The sequence below is a fragment of the Kitasatospora sp. NPDC048715 genome, assembly GCF_043198905.1.
Classification (GTDB): Bacteria; Actinomycetota; Actinomycetes; order Streptomycetales; family Streptomycetaceae; genus Kitasatospora; species Kitasatospora lactacystinica.
In genome coordinates this window covers 138086-151365 of the sequence record NZ_JBICVH010000010.1, presented here as the reverse complement: position 1 = coordinate 151365, position 13280 = coordinate 138086, and the positions used below count along the sequence as shown (strand labels likewise).

Annotated in this window: 9 protein-coding genes; 6 read left to right on the top strand and 3 right to left on the bottom strand. The window is 72.0% G+C overall.

Going from position 1 to position 13280, the window contains the following annotated elements:
* Nucleotides 1-32: 32 nt before the first annotated feature.
* A complete protein-coding gene (locus tag ACGFSC_RS20140; RefSeq protein ID WP_359903070.1) occupies nt 33-1955 on the bottom strand; it encodes a long-chain fatty acid--CoA ligase in 1923 nt (640 codons plus the stop codon).
* 306 nt (nt 1956-2261) lie between these two features.
* Here ACGFSC_RS20140 and ACGFSC_RS20135 point away from each other — a divergent pair, with 306 nt between their 5' ends.
* From ACGFSC_RS20135 to ACGFSC_RS20120, 4 genes are all read left to right on the top strand, one after another.
* Nucleotides 2262-3995, top strand: a complete 1734-nt coding sequence (locus ACGFSC_RS20135; protein ID WP_359903072.1) for an ABC transporter ATP-binding protein — start codon at nt 2262-2264, stop codon at nt 3993-3995.
* Nucleotides 3996-4165: 170 nt separating this feature from the next.
* Nucleotides 4166-6064, top strand: a complete 1899-nt coding sequence (locus ACGFSC_RS20130; protein WP_359903103.1) for an ABC transporter ATP-binding protein — start codon at nt 4166-4168, stop codon at nt 6062-6064.
* An 82-nt stretch (nt 6065-6146) separates the two neighbouring features.
* Entirely contained in the window at nt 6147-7154 is a 1008-nt protein-coding gene (gene sigJ, locus ACGFSC_RS20125) for an RNA polymerase sigma factor SigJ (protein ID WP_359903075.1), read from the top strand.
* An 88-nt stretch (nt 7155-7242) separates the two neighbouring features.
* Nucleotides 7243-8322, top strand: a complete 1080-nt coding sequence (locus ACGFSC_RS20120; protein WP_359903078.1) for an FAD-dependent oxidoreductase — start codon at nt 7243-7245, stop codon at nt 8320-8322.
* Nucleotides 8323-8457: 135 nt separating this feature from the next.
* Here ACGFSC_RS20120 and lepA read toward each other — a convergent pair whose 3' ends face one another.
* Nucleotides 8458-10326 (bottom strand): translation elongation factor 4, encoded by a 1869-nt coding sequence (gene lepA, locus ACGFSC_RS20115; RefSeq protein ID WP_359903081.1) that lies wholly within the window; start codon nt 10324-10326, stop codon nt 8458-8460.
* 419 nt (nt 10327-10745) lie between these two features.
* Between lepA and rpsT the strand changes: the two genes are divergently transcribed.
* Together rpsT and ACGFSC_RS20105 are read left to right on the top strand one after the other, a co-directional pair.
* Entirely contained in the window at nt 10746-11015 is a 270-nt protein-coding gene (gene rpsT / locus ACGFSC_RS20110) for a 30S ribosomal protein S20 (RefSeq protein ID WP_030309778.1), read from the top strand.
* A 277-nt stretch (nt 11016-11292) separates the two neighbouring features.
* Nucleotides 11293-12108, top strand: coding sequence for a hypothetical protein (locus ACGFSC_RS20105; RefSeq protein WP_359903084.1), 816 nt, complete (start codon nt 11293-11295; stop codon nt 12106-12108).
* 152 nt (nt 12109-12260) lie between these two features.
* On the opposite strand, the gene holA is transcribed toward ACGFSC_RS20105, so the two are convergent.
* Entirely contained in the window at nt 12261-13259 is a 999-nt protein-coding gene (gene holA, locus ACGFSC_RS20100; protein ID WP_359903086.1) for a DNA polymerase III subunit delta, read from the bottom strand.
* Nucleotides 13260-13280 lie beyond the last annotated feature (21 nt).

Genomic DNA, 13280 nt, shown 5'->3' with positions numbered 1-13280 from the left:
CCGTTCGGGTGAGCCGTACGGGGCGGGACGGCTCAGGCCTCGTTGGCGCCCGCGTACATGGCCGCCACGGCGTCCGCGTAGGTCCGCTCGACCACCGGCCGCTTGATCTTCAGGCTCGGGGTGAGCTCGCCGTGCTCGATGTCCAGGTCGCGCGGCAGCAGGTGGAACTTCTTGATCGTCTGCCAGCGCTGGAGGTCGGCGTTGACCCGCTTGACGAAGCCCTCGATCAGCTGGTGCACGGCCGGCTCGGCGGCCAGTTCGGCGTAGCTCCTGCCGGCCAGGCCGCGCTCGGCGGCCCACGGCAGGAGGACCGCCTCGTCCAGGCCGATCAGCGCGGTGCAGAAGTTGCGGCCGTTGCCGATCACGAGGATGTTGCTGACGAACGGGCAGACCGCCTTGAACTTGCCCTCGACCTCGCTGGGCGCCACGTACTTGCCGCCGGAGGTCTTGAACAGGTCCTTCTTGCGGTCGGTGATCCGCAGGAAGCCGTCCGGGGTGAGCTCGCCGATGTCCTCGGTGTGGAACCAGCCGTCCGGCTCCAGCACCTCGGCGGTCTTCTCCGGCAGGTTGTGGTAGCCGCGCATGACGCCCGGGCCGCGCAGCAGGATCTCGCCGTCCTCGGCGATCCGCACCTCGGTGCCGGGCAGCGGGCGGCCCACCGTGCCGATCCGCACGTCCTCCGCGCGGTTGACGCAGGAGCCGGCGCTGGTCTCGCTCAGGCCGTAGCCCTCCAGGATCGGCACCCCGGCGCCGATGAAGAAGTAGCCGATCTCCGGGGCGAGCGCGGCGCTGCCGGAGACCGCACCGCGCAGCCGGCCGCCGAAGGCCGCCCGGATCTTCGCGTACACCAGCTTGTCGGCGAGCGCGTGCTGCGCCCGCAGGCCCAGCGGGGCCGTCTCGGTGCCGGTGGCCACCCGGCTCTCCTGGACCGCCCGGGCGTGCTCGCGGGCGACCTTCGCCGCCCACAGGAAGATCTTGTACTTGGCGCCGCCCTCGGCCCGGGCCTTGCCCGCGATGCCGTTGTAGACCTTCTCGAAGATGCGCGGGGCCGAGGCCATGATGGTCGGCCGGATCACCGGCAGGTTGTGGATGATCCGGTCCACCCGGCCGTCCACCGCCATCACGTGCCCGGTGGCGATCTGCCCGGAGATCAGCGTCTTGCCGAACACGTGCGACAGCGGCAGCCACATGAACTGCACGTCGTCGGGGCCCAGCAGTCCGCTGGCCTCCTGCGCCCGGCCCTCGTACGCCCAGCAGTCGTGCACCAGGCGCACGCCCTTGGGGCGGCCGGTGGTGCCGGAGGTGTAGATGAGGGTGGCCAGCTGCTCCTTGTCGAGCCCGTCGACGGCCTTCTCCACCGCGTCCGGGTGCTCCGCCAGGTACCGGGCGCCGCGCTCCTCCAGCTCCGCGAGGGTGAGCAGCTCCAGGCCGGCGCTCTCGGGGGCCTCGGCGGGCGCGTCGAAGAGGATCACGGTGCGCAGCTCGGGCAGCTGGTCGAGCTGCCCGACGGCCTTGGCCAGCTGGGCCGCGTTCTCGGCGAACAACGCCCGGGAACCGGAGTCGGAGAGGATGAACGCCGTCTCGTCCGCGTTGGTGCTCGGGTAGACGGTGGTGATCGCGGCGCCCGCGCACATGGCGCCGAGGTCGGCGACGATCCATTCCAGCCGGGTCGAGGAGGCCAGGGCCACCCGGTCCTCGGGGTGGATGCCGAGTGCCATCAGGCCGGCGGCCACGGCCTTGACCCGGGTCGCGGTCTGCGCCCAGGTGAGCGAGCGCCACTGCTCGGCGCCGGGCGCGCCGTCGGCGGCCTGCTCGTCCACGGGCGAGGGGTAGCGGTAGGCCTCGGCGTTCGGGGTCAGGGCGACCCGCTCCAGGAACAGGTGGGCGACGGAGGCCGGACGCCCGGCGACGAGGTCGGACCTGCCGGAGCCGATCAGGGACTGCGCGGAACTCAACGAGGACCTCCGGGGGCGGGTGGCCGTCTGGATTGTCGCGGCGTCCGTGGGGGCGGTCGCCGGGCCCCGGTTCACCTGAACGGTACCGGTCAGTAACAAAGGGGCAATCAGCAGCCTAGGGGGAAACCGGTCATTCCGTAAGAGGGCAGCGCCCGACGGCACGCCCCCGCGCCACCGGTGCCGGACCCGTCCGTTCGGCAAAGGCCCGGCAAACCTCCGGCTCCCGCACGCCGAATGACCTGTACGACGCTACAGAACACGGAGAATTGGGGTGCGAACCCGACCGGCGACGACAAGAGTGTGCTAGTGCTGATCAGATTGCTGAGGGCGTACCTGCGCCCGTACTCCCGACCGATCACCCTGCTGGTACTGCTCCAGCTGGTGTCCACCCTCGCGGCGCTCTACCTGCCGACGCTCAACGCCGACATCATCGACGACGGCGTGGTCAAGGGCGACACCGGCTACATCCTGCGCGTCGGCGGGGTGATGATCGCCGTCACCGTCCTCCAGGCCCTGTGCTCGGTCGGCGCCGTCTTCATCGGCGCGCGCACCGCCATGGCCTTCGGCCGGGACGTCCGCGCCGCCGTCTTCGACCGGGTGCAGAGCTTCTCCGCCCGCGAGGTCGGCCAGTTCGGCGCCCCTTCGCTGATCACCCGGACCACCAACGACGTCCAGCAGGTCCAGATGCTCGCCCTGATGAGCTTCACGCTCATGGTCGCCGCGCCGATCATGTGCGTCGGCGGCATCATCATGGCGCTCAACCAGGACGTCCCGCTCTCCGGCCTGCTGCTCGCCGTCATCCCCGCGCTCGGCGTCGTCGTGGTCCTCCTGGTCCGCGCGCTGCGCCCCCGGTTCCGCAGCATGCAGGAACGGATCGACACCGTGAACCGGGTCCTGCGCGAGCAGATCACCGGCATCCGGGTCATCCGCGCCTTCGTCAAGGACGACCAGGAGCAGGCCCGCTTCGCCGACGCCAACGAGGACCTCACCCAGGTCGCCCGCCAGGTCGGCCGGCTGATGTCCATCATGTTCCCCGCCGTCATGCTGGTGGTGAACGTCTCCAGCGTCGCCGTGCTCTGGTTCGGCGCCCACCGCATCGACAGCGGCGCCATGGAGATCGGCGCGCTCACCGCGTTCCTCTCCTACCTGATGCAGATCCTGATGAGCGTCATGATGGCCACCTTCATGTTCATGATGGTGCCGCGCGCCGAGGTCTGCGCCGAGCGCATCGAGGAGGTCCTCGGCACCCACAGCAGCGTCGTCCCGCCCACCGACCCCGTCCGGAAGGTGCTGCGCCGCGGCAACCTGGAACTGCGCGACGTCGACTTCCGCTACCCCGGCGCCGAGGCCTCGGTGCTGCGCGCCATCGACCTCACCGCCCGCCCCGGCGAGACCACCGCGATCATCGGCTCCACCGGCAGCGGCAAGTCCACCCTGCTCGGCCTCGTCCCCCGGCTCTTCGACGCCACCTCCGGCCAGGTCCTGCTCGACGGCGTCGACGTCCGCGAACTCGCCCCCGCCGCGCTCGCCGAGAACGTCGGCATCGTCCCGCAGAAGCCCTACCTCTTCTCCGGCACCATCGCCAGCAACCTCCGCTACGGCCGGCCCGACGCCACCGACGAGGAGCTCTGGCACGCCCTGGAGATCGCCCAGGCCAAGGAGTTCGTCGAGAAGCTGCCCGAAGGCCTCGACGCCCCCATCGCCCAGGGCGGCGGCAACGTCTCCGGCGGCCAGCGCCAACGCCTGGCCATCGCCCGGACCCTGGTCCGCCGGCCATCCGTCTACCTCTTCGACGACTCCTTCTCCGCGCTCGACTACGCCACCGACGCCAAGCTCCGCAAGGCCCTCGCCCGCGAGACCTCCGACGCCACCGTCCTGATCGTCGCCCAGCGCGTGTCCACCATCCGCGACGCCGACCGGATCGTCGTCCTCGACGAGGGCGCCGTCGTCGGCACCGGAACCCACCACGAGCTGATGGCCGACAACCCGACGTACCGGGAGATCGTGCTCTCCCAGCTCACCGAGCAGGAGGCGGCGTGACCACGCCCGGAAAGCCCGACCTGGACAAGGGGCAGGCCCCCGGCGGCGCCCCCACGGACACCCTGAAGAAGAACGCCCCGCCGAAGGACACCCCGCCGAAGGACGCCGGACTGCCCAGCGACTCCCAGGCCGCCGCCGCCCGCCGCGGCCCCGCCGGCCCCGGCCGCTTCATGGGCGGCCAGGGCACCGAGAAGTCCATGGACTTCAAGGGCTCCGGCAAGCGCGTCCTCGGCCTGCTGCGCCCCGAACGCAACACCCTGATCGGCGTCCTGATCCTCGGCGTCATCGGCATCGGCTGCGCCGTCATCGGCCCCAAGATCCTCGGCGACGCCACCGACCTGATCTTCGCCGGCGTCGTCGGCGCCCGCTTCCAGGCCGGCACCTCCAAGGAACAGGTCGTCGACGGGCTGCGCGCCCACGGCGAGGGCGGCGTCGCCGACCTGCTCTCCTCCGTCGACTTCACCCCCGGCCAGGGCATGGACTTCGGCGCCATCGGCACCGTCCTGCTCTGGGTCCTCGGCATCTACGTCGCCTCCGCCGTCTTCGGGATCTTCCAGGGCCGGCTGGCCACCCGGGCCATCCAGGCCGCCGGCTACCGGCTGCGCCAGGACGTCGAGGCCAAGCTCTCCCGGCTGCCGCTCAGCTACTTCGACAAGCAGCCGCGCGGCGAGGTGCTCAGCCGGGTCACCAACGACATCGACAACATCGGCCAGTCCATGCAGCAGACCCTCGGACAGGTCGTCAACTCGCTGCTCACCGTGGTCGGCGTGCTCGCGATGATGTTCTGGATCTCCCCGCTGCTCGCCGTGATCGCACTGGTCTCGGTGCCCGCCTCGGTGGTCGTCGCCACCAAGGTCGGCAAGCGGGCCCAGCCGCAGTTCGTCCAGCAGTGGAAGTCCACCGGCCAGCTCAACGCCCACATCGAGGAGATGTACACCGGCCACACCCTGGTCAAGGTGTTCGGGCGCCAGCAGGAGTCCGCGGAGACCTTCCGCGAGCACAACGACGCGCTCTACCAGGCCAGCTACAAGGCCCAGTTCATCTCCGGCACCATCCAGCCCGCGATGATGCTGATCGGCAACCTCCAGTACGTGCTGGTCGCCGTCGTCGGCGGCCTGCGGGTGGCCAGCGGCTCGCTGTCCATCGGCGACGTCCAGGCGTTCATCCAGTACTCGCGGCAGTTCAGCCAGCCGCTCACCCAGGTCGCCAGCATGGCCAACCTGGTGCAGTCCGGCGTCGCCTCCGCCGAGCGCGTCTTCGAGCTGCTGGACGCGCCCGAGCAGAGCCCCGAACCGGCCATGCCCGAACGGCCCGACGTACTGCACGGCCGGGTCGCCTTCCAGGACGTGGCCTTCCGCTACGACCCCGAGAAGCCGCTCATCGAGGACCTCTCGCTCAAGGTCGAACCCGGGCAGACCGTCGCCATCGTCGGCCCCACCGGCGCCGGCAAGACCACCCTGGTCAACCTGCTGATGCGGTTCTACGAGGTCAGCTCCGGACGGATCACCCTCGACGGCGTGGACATCGCCGCGATGTCCCGCGAGGAACTGCGCTCCGGCATCGGCATGGTGCTCCAGGACACCTGGCTGTTCGGCGGCACCATCGCCGACAACATCGCCTACGGCGCCGAGTCGGCCACCCGCGAGCAGGTCGTCGAGGCCGCCAGGGCCGCCCACGTCGACCGCTTCGTGCGCACCCTGCCGGACGGCTACGACACCGTCATCGACGACGAGGGCACCAACGTCAGCACCGGCGAGAAGCAGCTGATCACCATCGCCCGGGCGTTCCTCGCCCAGCCGTCCATCCTGGTCCTGGACGAGGCGACCAGCTCCGTCGACACCCGCACCGAGGTGCTGATCCAGCGGGCCATGGCCCGGCTGCGCACCGGCCGCACCAGCTTCGTGATCGCCCACCGGCTCTCCACCATCCGGGACGCCGACGTGATCCTGGTGATGGAGAACGGCTCGATCGTCGAGCAGGGCTCGCACGACGAGCTGATCGCCGCCGACGGCGCCTACGCCCGGCTCTACCAGGCACAGTTCGCCGAGGCCGCGGTCGAGATGGACTGACGTCCGGCCGACCGGAGGGCCGGGGCGGGGACTTCCCGCCCCGGCCCTTCGCTTCGCGGACACCGCGCGCTACGTTGGGCCCGTGATCGACGACCAGGCCCCGGACCGCCCGGACACCCCTGCCGCGCCCGGCACCCCCGGAACCCCCGCTGCCTCCGGGACCCCCGCTGCCTCCGGAACCCCGCGGACGCCGGACGCCTTCGAGGCGAACCGCCGCTACCTGGGCTCGGTCGCCTACCGGCTGCTCGGCTCGTTCACCGACGCCGAGGACGTCCTCCAGGACGCCTGGCTGCGCTGGCGGGCCGCCGACCGCTCCGCCGTCGCCGACCCGCGCGCCTTCCTCACCACCGTCGTCACCCGGCTCTGCTACGACCAGCTGGGCTCCGCCCGGGCCCGCCGCGAGGCCTACTACGGCGAGTGGCTGCCCGAGCCCGCCGTCACCTACGCCGCCGGCCCCGACTCCCCCGCCGAACTGGCCGAACGCGGCGAGTCCGTCTCGCTCGCCCTGCTGGCCGTACTGGAACAGCTCACCCCCGCCGAACGGGCCGCCTTCGTACTGCACGACGTCTTCGCGGTCGGCTTCGAGGAGATCGCCGCCTCCCTGGAACGCACCCCCGACGCCGCCCGCCAGCTCGCCTCCCGGGCCCGCCGCCGGGTCCGCGACGGCAACCACGCACAGGACGCCGCCCGGCGCACCGGCGGGACCGACCGGGCCGAGCACCGCCAGGCCGTCGAGGCCTTCGCCGCCGCCAGCACCCGCGGCGACATCCTCGCCCTGATGGAGGTCCTCGACCCCGACGTGGTCTGGCACTCCGACGGCGGCGGCATCGTCCGCGCCGGAGTCCGCCCGATCCACGGCGCCGACCGGGTGGCCCGGATGGTGGCCGGCCTGGTCGCCAAGTGGTTCACCCCCGACACCGCCACCACCACCGCGGTGGTCAACGGCGAACCCGGACTGGTCTGGTACGACCGGGCCACCGGCACGGTCGGCGGCGTCCTCGCCTTCACCGTGGCCGACGGGCGGATCACCGAGGCGCACGTCGTGGTCAACCCCGAGAAGCTCGCCCGGGTCCCCGCCGTGGAGCTGTGACACGGGTCACCGTCACACCCCGGCCGGCCGCGTCGTCCCCTTCCCGAACAGCGCTCCACCGGAGCGCCCTCGCGAGGAGGCGGACGAGATGAGCAGCACCACCACCGGGCAACGGATCGTCGTACTGGGCGCCGGGTACGCCGGGCTCACCGCGGCCAAGGGCGCCGGCCGGCACCACGACGTCACCCTGGTCGCCCCCGAGGAGCGGATCCTGCACCGCATCCGCCAGCACGAGACCGCGGCCGGCCGCGGCCGCGACTGGCCCACCATCGGCGAGCTCACCCGCGGCGGCCGGATCACCCACCGCCGGGCCCGGGCCGTCGGACTCGACCCGGCCGCGCGTGAGGTCCGGCTCGACGACGGCACCACCCTCGGGTACGACACCCTGGTCCACGCCCTCGGCAGCCGCACCGCCTGGCACGCCGTCCCCGGCGCCGAACAGCTCGCCTACCCGGCGGAACGCGCCGCCGAACTGCGCCGCCGGATCGACACGGCCGACCGGCCCGGCACCCTGGCCGTGGTCGGCGGCGGCGCCACCGGCATCGAGCTGGCCACCGAACTCGCCGAGGCCCACCCCTCCTGGCAGGTGCGGATCGTCGCCTCCGGCCTGGTCGGCGGCGTCTACTCGGCCAAGGGCCGGGCCCACGTCCGGCGCGTCCTCGCCCGGCTCGGCGCGAGCGTCCACGAGAACACCACCGTCACCGAGGTCACCCCGGACGGGCTGCGCACCACCGCCGGCCCGATCGAGGCCGACCTCGTCGTCTGGGCCGCCTCGCTGGAGCCGCACCCGCTGGCCGCCGAGGCCGGACTGGCCGTGGACGGGCGCGGCCGGGCCGTGGTGGACGACCACCTGCGGTCGGTCTCCCACCCTGACGTCCACGTGATCGGCGACGCCGCCGCGGTCACCGTCCCCGGCATCGGCACCCTGCGGATGGGCTGCGCCACCGCCCTGCCGCAGGGCCAGTACCTCGGCAGGCTGCTGGACGGGCGCACCGAGGGGCCGTTCTCGTTCCGGTACCAGGTGCAGTGCGTGAGCCTCGGCCGGCGGGACGGGCTGCTCCAGGTGGTCCGCCCGGACGACTCGATGCGGCCCACCGTGTTCACCGGCACCGCGGGGCGGCTGGCGAAGGCGGCGATCGTCGCCGTGGTCCTCAACAGCCTGAAGTAAGCCAGCCGTCCCCGCCGGCCGCTGCAGGAAGCGCCGGACGCGCCGGGGGCGGGGGCGAGGGGCGGGGGCTCCGGAAACGCCGGAAGGGCCCGGGCGGGTGCCCGGGCCCTTCCGGCGTGCGTCGCCGCCGTGCCGCTACTTCTTGTCCTTCGGCGTCTCGGCGTCGGTGGACAGCGCGGCGATGAAGGCCTCCTGCGGGACCTCCACGCTGCCGACCATCTTCATCCGCTTCTTGCCTTCCTTCTGCTTCTCCAGCAGCTTCCGCTTGCGGGAGATGTCACCGCCGTAGCACTTGGCGAGGACGTCCTTGCGGATCGCGCGGACCGTCTCACGGGCGATCACCCGGGAGCCGATGGCCGCCTGGATCGGCACCTCGAACTGCTGGCGGGGGATGAGCTTCTGGAGCTTGCCCGCCATCATCACGCCGTAGCTGTAGGCCTTGTCCTTGTGCACGATCGCGGAGAACGCGTCCACCGGGTCGCCGTGCAGCAGGATGTCGACCTTCACCAGCTGGGCGGCCTGCTCGCCGATGGGCTCGTAGTCCAGCGAGGCGTAGCCGCGGGTCTTGGACTTCAGCTGGTCGAAGAAGTCGAAGACGATCTCCGCGAGCGGCAGGGTGTAGCGCAGCTCGACGCGGTCCTCGGAGAGGTAGTCCATGCCCTGGAGGTTGCCGCGGCGGGACTGGCAGAGCTCCATGATCGCGCCGACGAACTCGTTGGGCGCCAGGATGGTGCCGCGCACGACCGGCTCGAACACCTCGGAGATCTTGCCGGTCGGGAACTCGCTCGGGTTGGTGACGGTGTGCTCGGTGCCGTCCTCCATCACCACCCGGTAGACCACGTTCGGGGCGGTGGAGATCAGGTCGAGGTTGAACTCGCGCTCCAGGCGCTCCCGGATGATCTCCAGGTGCAGCAGGCCGAGGAAGCCGCAGCGGTAGCCGAAGCCGAGCGCGACCGAGGTCTCCGGCTCGTACACCAGCGCGGCGTCGTTGAGGCGCAGCTTGTCCAGGGCGTCGCGCAGCAGCGGGTAGTCCGAGCCGTCCAGCGGGTACAGGCCGGAGAACACCATCGGGCGCGGGTCCTTGTAGCCGCCGAGCGGCTCGGTGGCGCCCTTGTGCATCGAGGTGATCGTGTCACCGACCTTGGACTGCCGGACGTCCTTCACACCGGTGATGATGTAGCCCACCTCGCCGACGCCGAGGCCGTCCGCGACCTTCGGCTCGGGCGAGATGACGCCGATCTCCAGCAGCTCGTGGGTGGCGCCGGTGGACATCATCGCGATGCGCTCGCGCTTGGTGAGCTGGCCGTCCACGACACGGACGTAGGTGACCACGCCGCGGTAGGAGTCGTACACCGAGTCGAAGATCATCGCGCGGGCCGGGGCGTCCTTGACGCCGACCGGGGCCGGGACGGTGTTGACGATGTGGTCCAGCAGGTCCTCGACGCCCAGGCCGGTCTTGGCGCTGACCTGGAGCACGTCGGACGGGTCGCAGCCGATGATGTGGGCGATCTCGGCGGCGTACTTCTCCGGCTGGGCGGCCGGGAGGTCGATCTTGTTGAGGACCGGGACGATCGTGAGGTCGTTCTCCAGCGCCAGGTACAGGTTGGCGAGGGTCTGCGCCTCGATGCCCTGGGCCGCGTCGACCACCAGGATGGTGCCCTCGCACGCGGCGAGGGAACGGGACACCTCGTACGTGAAGTCCACGTGGCCGGGGGTGTCGATCATGTTGAGGATGTGGGTCGCCCCGGCGTTCGGGCCGGTCTTCGGCGCCCACGGGAGGCGGACCGCCTGCGACTTGATGGTGATGCCGCGCTCACGCTCGATGTCCATGCGGTCGAGGTACTGGGCACGCATCTGCCGGGGGTCGACGACGCCGGTGATCTGCAGCATCCGGTCTGCGAGCGTCGACTTGCCGTGGTCGATGTGGGCGATGATGCAGAAGTTGCGGATCAGCGCCGGGTCGGTACGGCTGGGCTCTGGCACATTGCTGGGGGTCGCGGGCACCTTGGTCCGATTCTCCGTTGGTCCGGGGCCGGGGGTGTCCGGATCATCGCTGACCGGTTTCCCGGGGACCGGACAGTCTCGTCCGATCGAAATAGTTCCTCCCATCTTCCCACGACTGCGGCCCGGGGCACCGTCCGGGAGTCTCCCGGGCACCCGGGGCGGTCCCCGTGGGCACCGGGGAAGCTCCTCGCGGGCGTCGGGGCGGCGCTCGCGAGCGTCCGGGCGCGGTCCTCGCACGGGCCCGGGGGCGGTCCTCGCGGGCGCCCGGGTGCGGTCCTCGCGAGCGCCCGGTTTGGGGCGGGCAGCGGGCCCCTGGTAGCGTGGGCTGCTGCACCCGGCCTCGGCATGCCCTCTCAGCTGGACCGAAGGCCGCCGGTTGCAACCCCGTTCACAATCTTTAGACAGACTGAGGCTCCTTCGTGGCGAACATCAAGTCCCAGATCAAGCGCAACAAGACCAACGAGAAGGCGCGCCTGCGCAACAAGGCCGTCAAGTCCTCGCTGAAGACCGCTCTGCGCAAGGCCCGTGAGGCCGCTGCCGCCGGCGAGACCGAGAAGGCCACCGAGCTGGCCCGCGCCGCCTCCAAGGCGCTGGACAAGGCCGTGAGCAAGGGCGTCATCCACGCCAACCAGGCCGCCAACAAGAAGTCGGCCATCACCAAGCGCGTCAACACGGCCGTCCAGGCCTGACGCCCCCGGGGGCGGTGACCCCCATCGCTTCGGGACGACCCGGCCCTCTACCCGGACCCCCGAGGCGCGCGAGACTCGCACCGTACGCGGCCTGCGTTCGCCACGCGGGTGCGGTGCAACCAAGCAGTACGACAGGCGTCGCAGTCGGCCTCCTCCCCGGAGACCACTGCGGCGCCTGTCGCGTTCCGCGGTCCGGCCGCTATGGTCGGTCGGGTCCGTTCGACGTGCGGTTCGAGGTGCGGGGAGCACCCCGGCACCAGGTCCAGGGGGAACTTCCATGACGACGCCACCGCCGCCACCGGCACCGAACGGACCGGGGTACGGCTTCCCGCAGCAACCTGTCGGGGGCGCGCAGCCGGTACCGGGCGCCCCGGGGCCCGCGGGCGCGGGCGGCTTCGGACCGCCGCCGGGGCTGCCCACCGCGCCCGGCCTGCCCGCCGCCCCGGGCCCCGGACGGAGCGGGAACCTGCGGCGCAACGCCGTCTGGGCGTTCGTCGGAGCGGTGATCGTCTCGGTCGGCTGGGCCGCCGCCGTGATGACCGTCCCCGGCCTGGTCACCAGCCAGTCCTCCCCGCGCGACCTGCGCGGCTACCGGCTCTCCGACGACTTCTGCACCACCGGGAAGCCCACGAAGATCCTCCAGACGTACTCCGTCTCGGACACCTCCAAGTCGACCCACCACACCGACCGGCACCCGGCGCTGGACAGCATGAACTGCTCGATGTCGCTCAAGCGCACCGGCGGCACCAGCGACAGCGAGTACGCCAACCTCTACATGCGCGTCGACCTGCACAAGGCGGTCAACCCGGCGCCCGAGCTGGAGGCCAACAAGGAGCTCTACCGGGCGCGCGGCTACCAGGTCACCGACATCGCGGGGCTCGGCGAGGAGGCGTACTTCCTGTACAAGGACGACGGCTCGGACCAGTACCACAGCGTCTACGCCGAGCTGGACATCCGCGACGGCGGGATGACGTACTACGTCACCTACTCGGCCAGCTACACCGAGGGCAAGGGCAAGCCGCCGTCCAAGGACGAGCTGCGCGGCGCCCTCCAGTCCGACGGGCAGGACGCCCTCCGGGCCATGAAGAAGTAGGCCGGACCGCTCGCACCGCCGCCCCGCGCCGCCAGTGGACGGACCATCGGTGGGCGGGCCATCGGTGGGCGGGCCATCGGTGGACGGGCCCGTCGGTAGGCGGCCCGTCGGTAGGCGGGCCGTCAGTAGGCGGGCCGTCAGTAGGCGGGCCGTCAGTAGGCGGGCCGGGAGCCGGCCCGGGATGCCCGGGCGACGGCGACCACCGCGCGCTCCAGGGCGAAGGCCGGGTCGTCCGATCCGCCCTTGACGGCGGCGTCGGCCTGGGCGATCGCGGTCAAAGCGGTGGCCACCCCGTCGCCCGTCCAACCGCGCATCTGCTGGCGGACCCGGTCGACCTTCCACGGCGGCATGCCCAGCTCGCGGGCCAGGTCACCCGGGCGCATGTTCCGCCCGGCGCTCGCCAGCCGGCCGATGCTGCGCACCCCGGAGGCCAGCGCGTAGGTGATGCCGGTCGGCGGCTGGCCGACGGCCAGCGCCCAGCGCAGCCGCTCCAGCGCCTCCGCGGCCCGGCCGGTGACCGCCAGGTCCGCCACCTCGAAGCCGGTCGCCTCGGCCCGGCCGCTGTAGTAGCGGGCCACCACCGTCTCGTCGATCGCGCCCTCGACGTCCGAGGTCAGCTGGTGACAGGCGGCGGCCAGCTCGCGCAGGTCGCTGCCGAGCGCGTCCAGCAGCGCCTGGCAGGCCTCCGGGGTCGCCGAGCGGCCCAGGGTGCGGAACTCGCCCTTGACGAAGGCCAGCCGCTCGCTCGCCTTGGCCAGCTTGGCGCAGGCCACCTCACGCCCGCCGGCCTTGCGCCCGGCGTCCAGCAGGCCCTTGCCCTTGGCGCCGCCGGCGTGCACCAGCACCATGATCACTTCCTCGGCCGGCGCCTCGATGTACGCCTTGACCTCCTTCACCGAGTCGGCGGAGAGGTCCTGTGCGGCCCGGACCACGATCACCTTGCGCTCGGCGAACAGCGACGGCGTGGTCAGCTCGGCAAGGCTGCCGGGCTGCAGGCCGCCGGGCGGCAGGTCCCGCACGTCGGTGTCCGGGTCCGCCGCCTTCGCCGCCGCCACCACCTGGGCGACCGCACGGTCCAGCAGCAGCTCCTCCTGGCCGACCGCGAGGGTCAGCGGGGCGAGCAGATCGTCGGGTGCACTCTTCCTGGCCATCGCCTACCAGCATCCCACGGG